16 protein-coding genes are annotated in these 14,993 nt (G+C 69.0%); 12 read left to right on the forward strand and 4 right to left on the reverse strand.

The genetic code is table 11. From position 1 onward, the window contains the following. Positions 1 to 14: 14 nt before the first annotated feature. The 8 genes from ACFWIW_RS25735 (at position 15) to ACFWIW_RS25770 (ending at position 7,183) form a co-directional block, all read left to right on the forward strand. Positions 15 to 1,709, forward strand: coding sequence for a nitrite/sulfite reductase (locus tag ACFWIW_RS25735; RefSeq protein ID WP_378370800.1), 1,695 nt, complete (start codon positions 15 to 17; stop codon positions 1,707 to 1,709). Further along, positions 1,706 to 1,858, forward strand: coding sequence for a hypothetical protein (locus ACFWIW_RS25740; protein WP_007034818.1), 153 nt, complete (start codon positions 1,706 to 1,708; stop codon positions 1,856 to 1,858). The genes ACFWIW_RS25735 and ACFWIW_RS25740 overlap by 4 nt, the downstream gene beginning before the upstream one ends. Continuing rightward, complete coding sequence (locus ACFWIW_RS25745) at positions 1,855 to 2,550, forward strand: phosphoadenylyl-sulfate reductase (protein WP_378370801.1); 696 nt, start codon at positions 1,855 to 1,857, stop codon at positions 2,548 to 2,550. Before ACFWIW_RS25740 ends, ACFWIW_RS25745 begins: the two co-directional genes overlap by 4 nt. A gap of 11 nt (positions 2,551 to 2,561) precedes the next feature. Next, entirely contained in the window at positions 2,562 to 3,482 is a 921-nt protein-coding gene (gene cysD, locus ACFWIW_RS25750; RefSeq protein ID WP_016332422.1) for a sulfate adenylyltransferase subunit CysD, read from the forward strand. Then, positions 3,482 to 4,744: a sulfate adenylyltransferase subunit 1 gene (locus ACFWIW_RS25755; RefSeq protein WP_378370802.1), complete on the forward strand. Its 1,263-nt coding sequence runs from the start codon at positions 3,482 to 3,484 to the stop codon at positions 4,742 to 4,744. The genes cysD and ACFWIW_RS25755 overlap by 1 nt, the downstream gene beginning before the upstream one ends. After that, the gene (locus tag ACFWIW_RS25760) at positions 4,741 to 5,478 is read left to right on the forward strand and encodes a sirohydrochlorin chelatase (protein WP_378370803.1); all 738 of its coding nucleotides are present in this window, start codon (positions 4,741 to 4,743) and stop codon (positions 5,476 to 5,478) included. The genes ACFWIW_RS25755 and ACFWIW_RS25760 overlap by 4 nt, the downstream gene beginning before the upstream one ends. Before the next feature lie 228 nt (positions 5,479 to 5,706). Continuing rightward, positions 5,707 to 6,330: a cyclase gene (locus ACFWIW_RS25765; protein ID WP_240594555.1), complete on the forward strand. Its 624-nt coding sequence runs from the start codon at positions 5,707 to 5,709 to the stop codon at positions 6,328 to 6,330. 79 nt (positions 6,331 to 6,409) lie between these two features. Then, positions 6,410 to 7,183 carry an enoyl-CoA hydratase family protein gene (locus ACFWIW_RS25770; RefSeq protein WP_350591393.1) on the forward strand — a complete coding sequence of 258 codons (774 nt, stop codon included), beginning with the start codon at positions 6,410 to 6,412 and terminating at the stop codon, positions 7,181 to 7,183. On the opposite strand, the gene ACFWIW_RS25775 is transcribed toward ACFWIW_RS25770, so the two are convergent. From ACFWIW_RS25775 to ACFWIW_RS25785, 3 genes are read right to left on the reverse strand one after another with little or no spacing between them, the layout of a single operon-like run. Next, on the reverse strand, positions 7,180 to 7,536 hold the full coding sequence (locus ACFWIW_RS25775; protein WP_240594557.1) for a barstar family protein: 357 nt from the start codon (positions 7,534 to 7,536) through the stop codon (positions 7,180 to 7,182). The two genes, ACFWIW_RS25770 and ACFWIW_RS25775, sit on opposite strands and share 4 nt — an antisense overlap. Beyond that, positions 7,533 to 8,012, reverse strand: coding sequence for a ribonuclease domain-containing protein (locus ACFWIW_RS25780; protein WP_378370804.1), 480 nt, complete (start codon positions 8,010 to 8,012; stop codon positions 7,533 to 7,535). The genes ACFWIW_RS25775 and ACFWIW_RS25780 overlap by 4 nt, the downstream gene beginning before the upstream one ends. Before the next feature lie 11 nt (positions 8,013 to 8,023). Continuing rightward, complete coding sequence (locus ACFWIW_RS25785) at positions 8,024 to 8,227, reverse strand: hypothetical protein (RefSeq protein ID WP_378370805.1); 204 nt, start codon at positions 8,225 to 8,227, stop codon at positions 8,024 to 8,026. Positions 8,228 to 8,286: 59 nt separating this feature from the next. Here ACFWIW_RS25785 and ACFWIW_RS25790 point away from each other — a divergent pair, with 59 nt between their 5' ends. The 3 genes from ACFWIW_RS25790 to ACFWIW_RS25800 all read left to right on the forward strand — a co-directional run bounded on the left by ACFWIW_RS25790 (position 8,287) and on the right by ACFWIW_RS25800 (position 12,034). Beyond that, a complete protein-coding gene (locus tag ACFWIW_RS25790; protein WP_378370806.1) occupies positions 8,287 to 9,252 on the forward strand; it encodes a zinc-binding dehydrogenase in 966 nt (321 codons plus the stop codon). A gap of 183 nt (positions 9,253 to 9,435) precedes the next feature. Continuing rightward, positions 9,436 to 10,479 carry an alpha/beta hydrolase gene (locus ACFWIW_RS25795; protein ID WP_378370807.1) on the forward strand — a complete coding sequence of 348 codons (1,044 nt, stop codon included), beginning with the start codon at positions 9,436 to 9,438 and terminating at the stop codon, positions 10,477 to 10,479. A gap of 79 nt (positions 10,480 to 10,558) precedes the next feature. Continuing rightward, positions 10,559 to 12,034 (forward strand): amino acid permease, encoded by a 1,476-nt coding sequence (locus ACFWIW_RS25800; RefSeq protein ID WP_378370808.1) that lies wholly within the window; start codon positions 10,559 to 10,561, stop codon positions 12,032 to 12,034. Here ACFWIW_RS25800 and ACFWIW_RS25805 read toward each other — a convergent pair. Beyond that, the gene (locus ACFWIW_RS25805; RefSeq protein WP_378370809.1) at positions 12,009 to 13,061 is read right to left on the reverse strand and encodes an NAD(P)H-dependent flavin oxidoreductase; all 1,053 of its coding nucleotides are present in this window, start codon (positions 13,059 to 13,061) and stop codon (positions 12,009 to 12,011) included. The genes ACFWIW_RS25800 and ACFWIW_RS25805 overlap by 26 nt on opposite strands. A 154-nt stretch (positions 13,062 to 13,215) precedes the next feature. Here ACFWIW_RS25805 and ACFWIW_RS25810 point away from each other — a divergent pair, with 154 nt between their 5' ends. Further along, positions 13,216 to 14,979, forward strand: coding sequence for a family 20 glycosylhydrolase (locus ACFWIW_RS25810; protein ID WP_378370810.1), 1,764 nt, complete (start codon positions 13,216 to 13,218; stop codon positions 14,977 to 14,979). The last annotated feature ends 14 nt before the right edge of the window (positions 14,980 to 14,993 follow it).

Below are 14,993 nucleotides of genomic sequence, written 5' to 3' on the forward strand. Positions count from 1 at the left end.
GCCGGAGGATTCCCATGTCGTCGCCCACGCGCGAGACCCCTGCCCGTACGCCCCGGGTGAAACAGAAACGGGGCGAGGGACAGTGGGCACTGGGGTATCGCGAGCCGTTGAACCCCAACGAGCGGTCCAAGAAGGACGACAACCCGCTCAACGTCCGGGCGCGGATCGAGAACATCTACGCCCGCGGCGGCTTCGATTCGATCGACCCGGGTGACCTCCGCGGCCGGTTCCGCTGGTTCGGTCTCTACACCCAGCGCAAGCCGGGGATCGACGGGGGCCGCACCGCGACGCTGGAGCCCGAAGAGCTCGACGACCGCTACTTCATGCTGCGGGTGCGGCTCGACGGCGGCGCTCTGACCACCGAACAGCTGGCCGTGCTCGCCGAGATCTCGCAGACCCACGCACGCGACACCGCCGACATCACCGACCGGCAGAACATCCAGTACCACTGGATCCAGATCGAGGACGTCCCGACGATCTGGGCGAAACTCGAGAAGGCCGGGATGACCACGATGGAGGCGTGCGGCGACAGCCCGCGCGTCATCCTCGGCTCCCCCGTGGCGGGTATCGCCGCCGACGAGATCATCGACGGCACTCCCGCGATCGACGAGATCAAACGCCGCTACATCGGCGACCCACGCTACTCGAACCTGCCGCGCAAGTTCAAGACCGCGGTCTCCGGGCAGCAGGACGTCGCGCACGAGATCAACGACGTCGCCTTCGTCGGCGTGAACCACCCCGAGCACGGCCCCGGATTCGACGTCTGGGTCGGCGGTGGTCTGTCCACCAACCCGATGATCGGGCAGCGCCTCGGCGCCTGGGTCTCGCTCGACGAGGTCCCGGACGTCTGGGAAGGCGTGATCAGCGTCTTCCGCGACTACGGCTACCGGCGGCTCCGCGCCCGTGCGCGGATCAAGTTCCTGGTGAAGGACTGGGGCGCCGCGAAGTTCCGCCAGGTACTGGAAGACGAGTACCTCAAGCGCAAGCTGACCGACGGCCCGGCGCCCGAGGTGCCCGCCACCCAGATCGACCACGTCGGCGTGCACCCGCAGATCGACGGGAAGTTCTACGTGGGCGCGGCGCCGGTCGCGGGCCGCGTCTCCGGGGCAACCCTGCTGGCGGTCGCCAAGGCCGCCGAACGGGCCGGGTCGAACCGCGTCCGCCTCACCCCGCACCAGAAGCTCGTCGTCCTCGACGTTCCCGAGGCCGAGGTGAACGGGCTGAAGACCGAGCTGGCCGATCTCGGCCTGCAGACCGAGCCCTCGCCGTGGCGGCGCGGGATCATGGCCTGCACCGGCCTGGAGTTCTGCAAACTCGCGATCGTCGAGACGAAGGCCCGCGCGATCGAACTGGTCACCGACCTGGAGAAGCGCCTCGCCGACATCCAGGCCGAGATCGAGAACCCGGTGACCGTGCACCTCAACGGCTGCCCCAACTCCTGCGCCCGCGTGCAGACCGCCGACATCGGGCTCAAGGGCCAGATCGTCACCGACGAGGACGGCAAGCAGGTCGAAGGCTTCCAGGTGCACCTCGGCGGCGGGCTCGGCCTGGACGCCGGGTTCGGCCGGAAACTGCGCGGGCACAAGGTGACCGCGTCCGAGCTGACCGCGTACGTCGAGCGGGTCGTGCGGGCGTACATCGCCGGCCGTGAACCCGGCGAGCGGTTCGCCCAGTGGGTCCTGCGGGCCGACGAAGGCGTCTTGCAATGACCGAACGCGCGACCCCGTACCACTGCCCTTTCTGTGGCGATGAAGACCTTCGACCGGAAGAGGGCGGCTCCTGGCTGTGCTCCGGCTGCCGGCGGGTCTTCACCGTGAAGTTCCTCGGACTGTCCTTTCCGGAGGTGTCGCAAGGATGACCGCCACTGCCGACTACAAGACCCTCGCCGAACGGGCCTCGAAGGAGCTCGCGGAGGCGACCGCGACCGAGGCCCTGCGCTGGACCGCGGAGACGTTCGGCGACGACTTCATCGTCGCGTCGAACATGCAGGACGCCGTCCTGATCGATCTGGCCACCAAGGTCAAACCCGACGTCGACGTGCTGTTCCTGCAGACCGGCTACCACTTCCCGGAGACCATCGGCACCCGTGACGCGGTGCAGGCGGTGTACCCCGGCGTACGGATCGTCAACGCCGAAGCCGAACAGAGCGTCGCCGAACAGGACGCGGAGTACGGCCCGAAACTGCACGAACGCGACCCGAACCAGTGCTGCCACCTGCGCAAGGTGGTACCGCTGCGGAAGACGCTCGCGAAGTACTCGGCGTGGGTGACCGGCGTCCGCCGCGTCGACGCCCCGACCCGAGCGAACACCCCCATCGTCACCTGGGACGACCGCAACGGGCTGGTGAAGATCAACCCGATCGCGCCGTGGTCCGACGACGAGTTCAACGGCTACATCAGCGAACACGGGATCCTCGAGAACCCGTTGGTGTCCATCGGTTATCTGTCGATCGGCTGCGCGCCGTGCACCGCCAAGGTCGCTCCGGGCCAGGACCCGCGCAGCGGCCGGTGGGCCGGACAGGGCAAGACCGAATGCGGCCTGCACGGGTGAGAAGGGACGAAATGACCACGCTCGAACCGGCCACCGACGCTGCCCAGGACAACCTGGCGGCGCTGGAATCCGAGGCCATCCACATCTTCCGCGAGGTGGCGGGTGAGTTCGACCGGCCGGTGATCCTGTTCTCCGGCGGCAAGGACTCGACGCTCCTGCTGCATCTGGCGATCAAGGCGTTCTGGCCCGCCCCGGTGCCGTTCCCGTTGCTGCACGTGGACACCGGGCACAACTTCGACGAGGTCATCGACTTCCGCGACCGCGTGGTCGAGCAGCACGGGCTCCGGCTGGTGGTGGCGAAGGTCCAGGACTGGATCGACGACGGCAGGCTCGAAGAGCGCGCCGACGGGATGCGCAACCCGCTGCAAACCACGCCGCTGCTCGACACGATCGCCGAGAACAAGTTCGACGCGGTCTTCGGCGGCGGGCGCCGCGACGAGGAACGCGCCCGCGCCAAGGAGCGGATCTTCAGCCTGCGCAACGCTTTCGGCCAGTGGGAGCCGCGACGGCAGCGCCCGGAACTGTGGAACCTCTACAACGGGCGGCACCGTCCGGGCGAGCAGGTCCGCGTCTTCCCCTTGTCCAACTGGACCGAGGCGGACGTCTGGAACTACATCGCGCGGGAAAAGGTCGAGCTGCCGTCGATCTACTACGCGCACCGGCGCGAGGTCTACCAGCGCGACGGCATGTGGCTGGCCGAAGGCCCGTGGGGCGGGCCGCGGCCGGACGAGGTCGTCCGGGAACTGACCGTGCGCTACCGGACCGTCGGCGACGGTTCGTGCACGGGCGCCATCGAATCGACCGCCGCCACGGTGGACGAGGTCATCGCCGAGGTCTCGGCCTCCCGGCTCACCGAACGCGGCGCCACCCGCGCCGACGACCGGATGTCGGAGGCGGCGATGGAAGACCGCAAGCGGGAAGGGTACTTCTGATGTCCAGCCTCCTCAGGCTCGCGACCGCGGGCAGTGTGGACGACGGGAAGTCGACCCTGGTCGGGCGGCTCCTATACGACACAAAATCCGTCCTCGCCGACCAGCTGGACGCGGTCACCCGCGCCAGTGTCGACAAAGGACTGTCCACTCCGGACCTCTCACTGCTCGTGGACGGCCTGCGCTCGGAACGCGAGCAGGGCATCACGATCGACGTGGCGTACCGGTACTTCGCGACGCCGAAGCGCAGTTTCGTGCTCGCGGACACGCCGGGCCACGTGCAGTACACGCGGAACACGGTGACCGGGGCGTCCACCGCGCAGCTGGCCGTGCTGCTGGTCGACGCGCGCAAGGGCGTCATCGAGCAGACCCGCCGCCACGCCGCGGTGCTCGCGCTCTTGGGCGTGCCGAACCTGGTGCTGGCGGTGAACAAGATCGACCTCGTCGGTTACGACGAAGCGACGTTCACCGTGATCGCCGAGGAGTTCGCCGAGCACGCCGCGTCACTGGGCTACGAACGGGGTTCCGTGCTCGCGGTGCCGGTTTCGGCGCTGGTGGGCGACAACGTGGCGGAGAAGTCGGACAAGACCCCGTGGTACTCCGGCCCGACCCTGCTGGAGCATCTGGAAACCGTGCCGGTGGCGCCGGATCCGCACGATTCGGCGTTCCGGTTCCCGGTGCAGTACGTGATCCGGCCGCGCACGGCCGACCATCCCGACTACCGCGGGTACGCGGGGCAGATCGCGGCGGGCACCGTCCGCCCCGGTGACGAGATCGTCGTGCTCCCACAAGGAATCCGCAGCCGGGTGGAGGCCATCGACACCGCCGACGGGCCGCTCGCCGAAGCCGGCGCGGGCACCTCGGTGACCCTGTTGCTCGCCGACGACGTCGACATCTCGCGCGGGGACCTGATCGCCGCCGCCGACCGGCAGCCGACGGTGACCGACGAGATCACCGCGACCCTGTGCTGGCTTTCGGCGAAGGCGCTGAAGCCGGGCGCACGGGTGCTGGTGAAGCACGGGACGCGGACGGTGCAGGCGCTGGTCGGCGAGCTTCACGCCCGCTTCGACGAGCAGACGTTGTCCAGTGTGGACGATCCGGGCACGCTGGAACTCAACGACATCGGCCGGGTCACGCTCCGGCTGGCCGAGGAGATCGGCGTCGACGACTACGGCGTCAGCCCGCGGACGGGCGCTTTCCTGGTCATCGACCCGAAGGACGGCGATACACTGGCGGCCGGACTCGTCGGCGAAAGGTTCGCATGACCCCACCGCTCCTCGCCGTCGCCCACGGCAGCCGCGACCCGCGGTCCGCCGCGACCATCCGCGCCCTGCTCGACGTCTCCCGTGGGCTGGCACCGGGTCTCGACATCCGCGAGTCCTTTTTGGATCTCTCGGAGCCGCTGCTCACCGACGCCCTGCGTGGCCTGTACGCCGAGGGGCACCGCGAGGTCGTCGTGGTGCCCCTGCTGCTCGGCGTGGCCTACCACGCCCGGGTCGACCTGCCCGCGCTCGTCGCCGAGGCGACCGCGGACTGCCCCGGTCTCGACGTGCGGGTTTCCGGGGTGCTGGGCATCGACCCGCTCATCGAGACGGTCGCGTTGGACCGGCTCACCGAGGCGGGCGCCGACCTGGACAATCCCGAGCTGGGAGTCCTGCTCGCGGGTGTCGGCTCGTCGAACGTCGCGGCGAACGACGCCGTCGCCGGGATCACCACCCGCTGGCACCTGCGTCGCGGCCTGCTCGCGACACCCGCGTTCGCCAGCGCCGCCCAGCCGGACGTACCGGCCGCCATCGCGCGATTGCGGCTCAACGGCGCGCGGCGGCTCGCGGTCGCGGGCTGGTTCCTCGCGCCAGGGCTGCTGCCGGACCGGATCGCCCGCCTGGCCCGCGAAGCCGATCCGTCGGTGATCGTCGCCGGGCCGCTGGGGCCGGATCCGCGGATCGCCGGGCTCGTCCTGGACCGCTACGACGTCGCCTGCGCCCGGCTCGCCGCCTGATCGTTCATAGGCCCTGATCGTTCATAGGCCCTGGTCGTTCATCGGCTCAGTAGAACGTTTCGTCCCGTTCGGACCCTTGATACCGATCTTCGGTGGGTCTCATTCCCATTTCCGTGACACCCCGCTTATGGGAACGGAGATTTCTTGACGAGTTACTTAACTTGCCGGTAACTCTCTAAACGCTGCGCAGCTCCCTCTCTCCCCATCGAACCCCCAGGTAGGTGGAACATGAAGGCTGCCATCCGTGCCCTCGTCTGTGCCTCGGCCGTACTCGTCCCGATCGCCGGTCTGGCCGCGCCGGCTTCGGCGGCGACCACCGTCGTCTTCGACTGCGAGGCTAAGCCGCCGCTCGTCGGCAACAAGTACCTCAAGCTGAACCAGGACGCGGACGTCACCGCCCCGGCCACGGTCGCCCCCGGTGCCGCGCTCGACGTCGTCATCGACCCGGCGCCGAACACCGTCCCGGCCGAGGTCAGCGGCTACCAGGTCAAGAACATCAAGGACTTCTCCCTGAAGATCCCGATCCCGGCGAACTCGACCTGGGTGGGCGCCGACCTCGCCGGCGGCTCCGGCATCGGCTCGACCCCGCCGAAGATCACCGTGTCCGGCAGCGTCGCGACGCTGAGCTTCCCCGGCCCGATCGCGGGCGGCTCGACGTTCGAACTGCCGACCGTGACCGCGCACCTCACCGCGGGCTCGTCCGGCACCATCGAGACGAAACTGGGCGGCACCAGCTACAGCGACCCGGGCCTGACGTTCACCGCCGTGGTCAGCGCCGGTTTCGACGTCTCCGCGCCGACGGCGTGCTTCCCGAACCCGAGCCCGACGTTCACCACGACGACGATCGGCTGATCCGTGCCTGCGCCACCGTCGGAGGCGATGGTGGCGCAGGCCACTGCCCGGCCCGACTTCGCCCGTGCGAAGGTGAGGCATGGCTGACGAACTGGTGCACTACGACGTGGTGGGCGGCACCGCCACGATCACCTTGGACTCCCCGCACAACCGCAACGCGCTCTCCGCCCAGCTGCGGCGTGAACTGAGCGAATCGCTGGACAAGGCACAGGCCGACGACGCGGTGCGGGTCATCGTGCTCACCCACACCGGTCCGGTGTTCTGCGCGGGTATGGATCTCAAGGAGGCCCGCGGCGCAGGCGCGGGCGCCCAGGGCGTGAACGAGTTCCCGAAGATCCTCGAGCAGCTGTGGACCAGCCCCAAGCCCGTCGTCGCGAGGCTCGCGGGCCCCGCGCGGGCGGGCGGGATCGGCATGGTGGCCGCGACCGACATCGCCGTCGCCGTTCCCGAAGCGACCTTCGCCTTCTCCGAGGTGCGGATCGGCGTCGTACCCGCCGTCATCTCGCTCACCGTGCTGCCGCGGCTCAACGCCCGCGCCGCGCACGAGCTGTTCCTGACCGGTGACACCTTCGACGCGAAACGCGCCGTCGAGATCGGCCTGCTGAACTCGGCCGTCCCCGCCGACGAACTCGACGCCGAGGTCGCCCGCTACGTCAAGGCGCTCGCGCTCGGCGGGCCGAAGGCGCTCGCGGCGACGAAGGAACTGCTCAGCAAGCCGCGCCCGGCGACCCCCGCCGAAGGGTTCGAGGCCATGAACAAGCTGTCCGCCGGGTTCTTCGCGAGCGAAGAAGGACAGGAGGGCATCACGGCCTTCGCGCAGAAGCGCAAACCGAACTGGGTCCCGGAGGCCTAGTCCGGCAAGACGACGGTGAGGCGCCGGGAGTCCTTCCGGTCACCGGAAGGCCCCAGCGCCCGCTGCGCATCGGAAAGCACACTGCGGACGGCCAGGTACGCCTTGGGATCACGCTCGCGCAGTCCCGAGGAACCGGCCCAGATCAGTACGTGCTCGCCGGGCGGGAGCCAGGACAGGTCGGTGAGGCAGTCGTAGAGCGCGTCGAGGTTCTTCCCGAAGTAGTCCGGGAAGGACAGTGCCTCCGCGATCACGTCGAGCGTCGAGTCCTTGTCGACCGTCCGCGCGCCGTCGATCAGATGGGGATACGCGCCGCGGGCGAACGCCTTGTCCGCCGCTTCCTTGCCCGCGCTCATCGGCTGGGATCCACTACGACGAAGGACTTGTAGTGGTCCTCGGTGTAGTACAGCTCCTTGCCGGTGCCGGTCACCAGCCGCCTCGCCCCGCGATCCGGGCTGCCCGGCGTCTTCACCGTGTACTCCCGGTAGTAGCCGGAACCCTTGGCGGGCAGGACCTTCTCCCGGTTCTGGAAGGTGACGTCGTCGTTGCGCGGGTACGGGTACGGCCCGCCCGCCTGGATGAGTTTCCAGGTGTCGGACGCCTGCGGAGGAAGCTTCGTCAGCGGTTTGACCGGGAGACCGGATTCCTCGCCGGCGACCTTGCCCTTCGCCCCGCTCGCCGCGGCGTCGCCGGACGGCGCGGCCGAAGCGGACGAACTCGCCGGAGCGCTCTTCGTGTCGTCACCGCTGATGCCGTCCTTGACGAACCAGCCTGCGAGCACCAGCACGATCAGGCCGATCAGGGCGGCGGTGATCCGCCTACGGTTGAACATGGTGTGCCAGCTTAGGAGGGCCGGTCGGGGTCGTTCGCATCGCGGGCCGTGCCGAAGCGCCGGGCGACCTTGCCGAAGACCGCGTCGAGCACCCAGGCGGCGACCAGGCACAGCGGCACCACGACCGCCATGACCAGCACGAACTGCACGGGGAACGGGGCCTGCGCGAGCCACAGCTCCACGCCGTCCCACCAGTCTGCAAGCCCGTTGAACACATTGTGAGCCTACGCTCGCAGGCACTGCCGCCGCCGGTCAGGCCGGGTAAGTTGCTGGCATGTTCGCCGTTTACGCTTCCGAACCCAACGCCGAAAAGCCGCTGGACTCGCTCGTGATCGGCGAGCGACCCGAACCCGAGGTCCCCGAAGGCTGGGTGCGGGTCAACGTCAAGGCCGCCAGCCTCAACATGCACGACCTGTGGACCTTGCGCGGCGTCGGCATCAAACCCGAGCAGTTCCCGATGATCCTGGGCTGCGACGGCGCGGGCACCCTCGACGACGGCACCGAGGTCGTCGTCCACTCGGTGATCAACGCCCCGGGCTGGCAGGGCGACGACACCCTCGACCCGAAGCGCACCCTGCTCACCGAGAAGCACCAGGGCACTTTCGCCGAGCAGGTCGTGGTCCCCGCACGCAATGTCGTCCCGAAGCCGTCGGGCCTGAGCTTCGCGGAAGCCGCGACCATGGGCACGGCATGGCTGACGGCATACCGGATGCTGTTCGTGAAGTCCGGGCTGAGGCCGGGACAGACGATGCTCGTCCAGGGTGCCTCCGGTGGCGTCTCGACCGCGCTCGTCCAGCTCGGACGTGCGGCCGGATTCCGGGTCTGGGTGACCGGGCGTAGCGAAGAGAAGCGTGCGCTCGCCGAGAATCTGGGCGCACATCAGACCTTTGAGTCCGGCGCGCGGCTGCCGGAGCGGGTCGACGCCGTCTTCGAAACCGTCGGCAAGGCGACCTGGTCGCACTCGGTGAAGTCGCTCAAACCGGGCGGGATCATCGTCGTTTCGGGCTCGACCAGCGGCCCGGACGCTCACGCGGAGTTGCAGCGCGTGTTCTTCCTGCAACTGCGCATCGCCGGTTCGACCATGGGGACCAGGGACGAACTGAACGATCTCCTCGCCTACCTGGAACTCACCGGGGTCCGTCCGCAGATCGGCGCCGAGCTGCCGTTCGCCGAAGCCGAAACCGGGTTTAAGAACATGCTCGACGGGGAAACCTCAGGCAAGGTGGTCTTCACGCATTGATCGGAGGGGTGAGTTCACCCCCTCGCCGAGATCAAGCGCGCACACAAGCGCACGTACGCGCGTTCCGCCCAGGTCAAACAGCCATTTCGCGGTCTTGTCAAGTGTCAAGAACGTTATGACTTGGCGAGGTTCTTACGACCAAAGTTCGACCAAAATCCGACCTCTCGCGGTTAGCCTGGAACCATGACCGCATCGCAGCGGCCCGAACCGGCGGACCCGGGGGGCCGGACCACCACCGACACCGACCCGATCCGCGTCTCTTTCCGGCGCTACGCCGGAGTCCGCACCAGAGTGCTCGAAGTCGGGCCGCAGCCGGTGGAATCCGCCGACCGCGCCCCACGGCGAATGCTCGGCAAACGGGCCACGGCCCGCGGACAGGTCAAGCCGACCGCGCCGAGGCTGGTGCTGCTGCACGGCTACTGCGACAGCGCCGACACCTGGCGCCCGGTCCTGGAGCTGCTCGCGGCCGCCGGTGTTCCGGCGGTCGCGGTCGATCTGCCCGGATTCGGTGACGCTCAGCCACTGCGGCCGGGCCCGATGCTGCCGCAGCTCGACGCGTTCACCGCGGCCGTGGTCAAGGAACAGGCCGTACTCGGCACGGTGGTACTCGCCGGCAACTCGCTCGGCGGCACGATGAGCCTGCGCGCCGCCGAGAACCACCGGCTGCCGGTCGCGGGCGTGGTGTCGATCGCCGCGCCCGGTTTCGTGGACAGCTGGCTCATCCGCACCGTGGCCAGGTACCCGCTGCCGCTGCGGATGTACTCGGCCCTGCCGCTGCCGATCCCCGGCTTTCTCGTGCGCGCCGTCGCCGAGCAGGTCGTCCCCCGGCTCCTGTACGCCGATTCCGCCGCCGCGGACGCCGCCCAGGTGCGCCGGTTCACCTCGCTGTTCCCGGACTACCGGTCCACCACCACCAGGCTCGAACAGGCGAGGCAGCTCGTGGAAGAGCTGGCGAACGCGTACCGGCTCGAAGAGATCCGTGTCCCCCTCCTGGTGGTCGTCTGCGGCAAGGACAAGCTGGTCAGCGCCGCCTCCGGGCGGCAGTTGCACGCGCTGGTCCCGCACAGCAGGCTGATGGTGCGCGAGGATTGGGGCCACTGCCCGCAGCTGGACGACCCCGTCGAGATCTCGGAGCTGCTCACCTACTTCTCCGCCGGCGCGTCCAGGCCGTCGAAGATCGCCGCTCGCGTGGCCGCCGAAGTGAGCGAGGACACCGTCGCCGGATAGGTGCGATCGCCCGTCTGCCAGTACGGTGCCCTTCGGACTGTGACCCAGTCCGAAGGGCACAACCTGTTGGGAGACGACGATGTCCGCACCGCGCAGCCTGGGCTCGGGATCCGGGATATTCCGCCGCAAACCGATCGATCAGATCCAAGAACTCAGTGGAGGCGGAGGGCTCCAACGAACGCTGGGCCTGCGGCAGCTGACCGCGATCGGCGTCGGCGGCATCATCGGCGCGGGGATCTTCTCCCTGGCGGGCGCGGTCGCCAACAAGACCGCAGGCCCCGCCGTGCTGATCTCGTTCCTCATCGCGGGTATCGCCAGCGCCGCCGCCGCGTTCTCCTACGCCGAGTTCGCCGGGCTGATCCCCCGCGCCGGATCGGCCTACACCTACGGTTACACCGTGCTCGGCGAGATCGTCGGCTGGTTCATCGGCTGGGACCTGCTGCTGGAGTACACCGCGATCGTGGCGGTGGTCGCGATCGGCATCTCCGGCTACTTCAACGAGCTGCTGGGCTATCTCAACATCGAGCTGCCGACGTGGATGCTGGGCGCCCCGGGCACCGAAGCGGCCGGTGTCGAGCCGGGGTCCTACAAGATCAACCTGTTCGCCGTGCTCCTGTGCCTGCTGATCGCCTTCATCCTCAACCAGGGCATGAAGAACGCCGCCCGGTTCGAAACGCTGCTGGTCTACCTGAAGGTCGGCCTGGTCCTGCTGGTGATCGTCGTCGGTGTCTTCCACATCAACACCGACAACTACTCGAACTTCTTCCCGTTCGGCCTCAGCGGCGCGTTCACCGGAGCGGCGACGGTGTTCTTCGCGGTCTTCGGGTACGACGCCATGTCCACCGCGGCCGAGGAATCGACCGACTCCCAGAAGCACATGCCGAAGGCGATCATCTACTCGCTCGCGATCTCGATGGTGCTCTACGTGCTGGCCTGCCTGGTCCTGACCGGGATGGTCAACTACAAGGACATCGACAGCGAAGCCGCCTTCTCCAGCGCCTTCGCGGGCCTCGGCATGAAGTGGCTCGGCCTGATCATCGCGGTCGGCGCGATCATCGGTATCACCACGGTGCTGTTCACCTTCCTCATGGGCGCGAGCCGCGTCGGCTACTCGATGAGCCGCGACGGCCTGCTGCCCAAGTGGTTCAGCAAGACCCACCCGGTGCGCAAGGTGCCGAGCCGGATGACCTGGGTGCTCGGTATCGCGTCGGCGGTCATCGCCGGGCTGCTGCCCATCGGTGAGGCCGCGGAACTGACGAACATCGGCATCCTGCTCGCGTTCGTCGTGGTCTGCGTCGCGGTGATCGTGCTGCGCTACAAGCAGCCGGACCTGCCCCGATCCTTCAAGACCCCCGGTATGCCGATCGTGCCGATCATCGGGATCGTCTTCTCGATCTGGCTGATCACGTTCCTGAACCCGGAGACCTGGCTGCGGTTCGCGGCCTGGTTCGGTGTCGGCCTGATCATCTACTTCGCCTACAGCCGCCGTCATTCCGCGATGAACGCGAACAACGGCGACGCGAAGCAGGTCAGCGAAGACGACTCAAACGCGTAGCGGCTTCGCGGGCTTCGGCCTGGAGGCGTTCGACGATCGACGCCGCCGGGCCGGAGCCCGCGAGTTCGTAGGTCTGCCCCGCGTAGAGGGACATGATCTCGGGGTCGCCCGCCTTCCCCGCCGCCGCGCGGATCGGCTTGGTCAGGTTGTTGACCTCCGGATACGCCGAAGGAGCGGTGGCCGAGAAGTCCGCGACCGCGCGGTTGACCAGCGACCGGGCGGGACGTCCGCTGAACGCCCGCGTGAACGCCGTCGGCCTTCCCCCGTCCGCCAGCGCCTGCCGGTGCGCTGGCTGTGTCCCGGCCTCGTCCGCCCGCAGGAACGCGGTGCCCAGCTGCGCCGCGACCGCCCCCGCCGCCAGCACCGCCGCGATGTCGGCGCCGTGCACGAGCCCGCCGGTCGCGACGAGCGGCAGGTCCGTCCGCGCCGAAACCAGCCGGAGCAGGCTCAGCACGCCGTACTGCGCGCCCCCGCCTTCGGCTGCGGGCTCGTCGACGAAAAGCCCTCGATGCGCTCCGGCCTCGAATCCCTGCACCACGAGCGCGTCGGCGCCGACGGCCACGGCCCGATCGGCTTCCGCCGGGCTGGTGACCGTGACGGCCACCTTGCTCCCGTTGGCGTGCAAGCGTTCGACGTACTCGGCCGAAGGCGTGCCGAAGGTGAAGGAAACGACGGGCACCTTCCGGTCCAAGACGACCTCGAGCTTCGCGGCATAGGCGTCGTCGTCCCAGCGCGGCTCGCCGGGCTCGACGCCGAGCCGCTCGGCCTCCGCGCTCCAGCGCTCGATGTGCGCACCGAGATCCGCTTCGGCGGCGGAGCCACCCGATACGAAGAGGTTCACGCCAAAGGGCTCACCGGTCAGCTCGGCCGTCTTGGCGATCCGGTCCGAGAGGACGTCGGCGCTCAGATAGCCCCCGGCCAGGAAGCCGAATCCACCCGCCGCGGTCACCGCGGCGACGAGCTCGGGAGTGGTCGGCCCGCCCGCCATCGGGGCCGCGATCACGGGGAAACGCAAGTCTTCGAACACGTTTCCGACGATAGTCCCCTCGTGGCGGCACGCATTGTGACGTTCGAGTCACCCCAAGGTTCCCTCGTGGTGGTCTAGACCTTTAACGGCGAAAATGCGACGATCGGACCGTCGTGACGCACGTCACGCCCGCCCCGTCCCCCTGGAGGCCCCGGTGAAGACCTTGAGAGCGCGGCTGGGTCGCGCCTTCGTCGGGGTGGCGCTGCTCGCCGGCGCCACCACCGCAGCCGCCCCCGTCGCCGACGCGGCCACCCCGCCACTGCAGGCGATCGTCCCGGTCCCGGTCTCGGTCCAAGCGGTCACCGGCTCCGACCACACCCTGACCGCGAACACCAAGATCTACACCCAGGCCGGGTCCGCGCAGGCCAAGGCCGTCGGCGAGTACCTCGCCGGGATCTTCCGTACGTCCACCGGCTTCCCCCTGCCCGTCGCCGACGCGCCGCCGGGCACGCCGGCCGACGGCATCTCGCTCCTCCTGTCCGGCGCCGACTCCCGCGTCGGCGACCAGGGCTACCAGCTGAACTCGACATCCGCTTCGGTCATCCTGCGCGCGACGACGGCACAAGGCCTCTTCGGCGGCGTCCAGACACTCCGCCAACTGCTGCCCGGCAAGATCGAAAGCCCCACGGTGCAGCAAGGCCCTTGGACGATCCCGGGCGCGAACATCCTGGACTACCCGCGCTTCGGCTACCGAGGCGCGATGCTCGACGTCGCCCGGCACTTCCACCCGGTCGCCACGGTCAAGCGATACATCGACCAGCTGGCCCAGTACAAGATCAACAACCTGCACCTGCACCTCGCCGACGACCAGGGCTGGCGCATCCAGATCGACAGCTGGCCGCGGCTGACCACCTACGGCGGCAGTACCCAGGTCGGTGGCGGCGCCGGCGGCTACTACACCAAGGCGCAGTACACGGAGATCGTGAACTACGCGGCCTCGCGGTTCATCACGGTCATCCCGGAGATCGACATGCCGGGGCACACCAACGCCGCGTTGGCGTCGTACGCCGAGCTGAACTGCAACAACACCGCTCCTCCGCTGCGCACCGACACCGCCGTCGGCTACAGCTCGCTCTGCATCTCGAAGGAGATCACCTACACCTTCGTCAACGACGTCATCCGTGAGGTCGCCGCGCTGACGCCCGGACCGTACTTCCACCTCGGCGGCGACGAGGCCCAGGCCACCAGCGATGCGGACTACCGCACCTTCATGAACCGGGTGCTGCCGATGGTGGCCGCCGCGGGCAAACAGGTCGTCGGCTGGCACGAGATCGGCAAGGCCACCCTGCCCGCCACGGCGACCCCGCAGTTCTGGGGCACGACGACGTCCAGCACGGAGGTCTCGAACGCCGTCGCCCGCGGCAGCAAGGTGATCCTGTCGCCGGCGAACAAGGCGTACCTGGACATGAAGTACAACTCCAGCACGCCGATCGGGCTCTCGTGGGCCGGCTACATCGAGGTCCAGGACGCCTACAACTGGAACCCGGGCGCCTACCTCTCCGGCGTGCCCGAATCCGCCGTCCGCGGCGTCGAATCCCCGCTGTGGACCGAAACCGTGGTGACCCCGGCGAACATCGACTATCTCGCCTTCCCCCGGCTCCCGGCGCACGCCGAACTCGGCTGGTCACCGTGGTCGTCCCACGACTGGAACACCTTCCGGGTGCGCCTCGGCGCACAGGCGCCGCGCTGGCAGGCGCAGGGTCTCGACTACTACAAGTCGAGCCAGGTGCCCTGGGAGACCGGATCCGGCAACCCGGGCACCTGCACGCTCCCCGCGTGGGACCGCGCGTCGGTCTACACCGGCGGAGCGACCGTCTCCCACAACGGGCACAAGTGGACGGCCCAGTGGTGGACGCAAGGCGAAGAGCCCGGAACGACCGGCCAATGGGGTGTCTGGCGCGACAACGGCACCTGCTGATCGTCCCCGTAGCC

It is taken from the genome of Amycolatopsis sp. NPDC058340, assembly GCF_042723975.1.
Taxonomy (GTDB): Bacteria; Actinomycetota; Actinomycetes; order Mycobacteriales; family Pseudonocardiaceae; genus Amycolatopsis.

Excerpts from the sequence above, each read along its gene's own strand:
- ACFWIW_RS25735 (WP_378370800.1), top strand. The coding sequence starts at position 15 with ATGTCGTCGCCCACGCGCGAGACCCCTGCCCGTACGCCCCGGGTGAAA.
- ACFWIW_RS25740 (WP_007034818.1), top strand. The coding sequence starts at position 1,706 with ATGACCGAACGCGCGACCCCGTACCACTGCCCTTTCTGTGGCGATGAA.
- ACFWIW_RS25745 (WP_378370801.1), top strand. The coding sequence starts at position 1,855 with ATGACCGCCACTGCCGACTACAAGACCCTCGCCGAACGGGCCTCGAAG.
- cysD (WP_016332422.1), top strand. The coding sequence starts at position 2,562 with ATGACCACGCTCGAACCGGCCACCGACGCTGCCCAGGACAACCTGGCG.
- ACFWIW_RS25755 (WP_378370802.1), top strand. The coding sequence starts at position 3,482 with ATGTCCAGCCTCCTCAGGCTCGCGACCGCGGGCAGTGTGGACGACGGG.
- ACFWIW_RS25760 (WP_378370803.1), top strand. The coding sequence starts at position 4,741 with ATGACCCCACCGCTCCTCGCCGTCGCCCACGGCAGCCGCGACCCGCGG.
- ACFWIW_RS25765 (WP_240594555.1), top strand. The coding sequence starts at position 5,707 with ATGAAGGCTGCCATCCGTGCCCTCGTCTGTGCCTCGGCCGTACTCGTC.
- ACFWIW_RS25770 (WP_350591393.1), top strand. The coding sequence starts at position 6,410 with ATGGCTGACGAACTGGTGCACTACGACGTGGTGGGCGGCACCGCCACG.
- ACFWIW_RS25775 (WP_240594557.1), bottom strand. The coding sequence starts at position 7,536 with ATGAGCGCGGGCAAGGAAGCGGCGGACAAGGCGTTCGCCCGCGGCGCG.
- ACFWIW_RS25780 (WP_378370804.1), bottom strand. The coding sequence starts at position 8,012 with ATGTTCAACCGTAGGCGGATCACCGCCGCCCTGATCGGCCTGATCGTG.
- ACFWIW_RS25790 (WP_378370806.1), top strand. The coding sequence starts at position 8,287 with ATGTTCGCCGTTTACGCTTCCGAACCCAACGCCGAAAAGCCGCTGGAC.
- ACFWIW_RS25795 (WP_378370807.1), top strand. The coding sequence starts at position 9,436 with ATGACCGCATCGCAGCGGCCCGAACCGGCGGACCCGGGGGGCCGGACC.
- ACFWIW_RS25800 (WP_378370808.1), top strand. The coding sequence starts at position 10,559 with ATGTCCGCACCGCGCAGCCTGGGCTCGGGATCCGGGATATTCCGCCGC.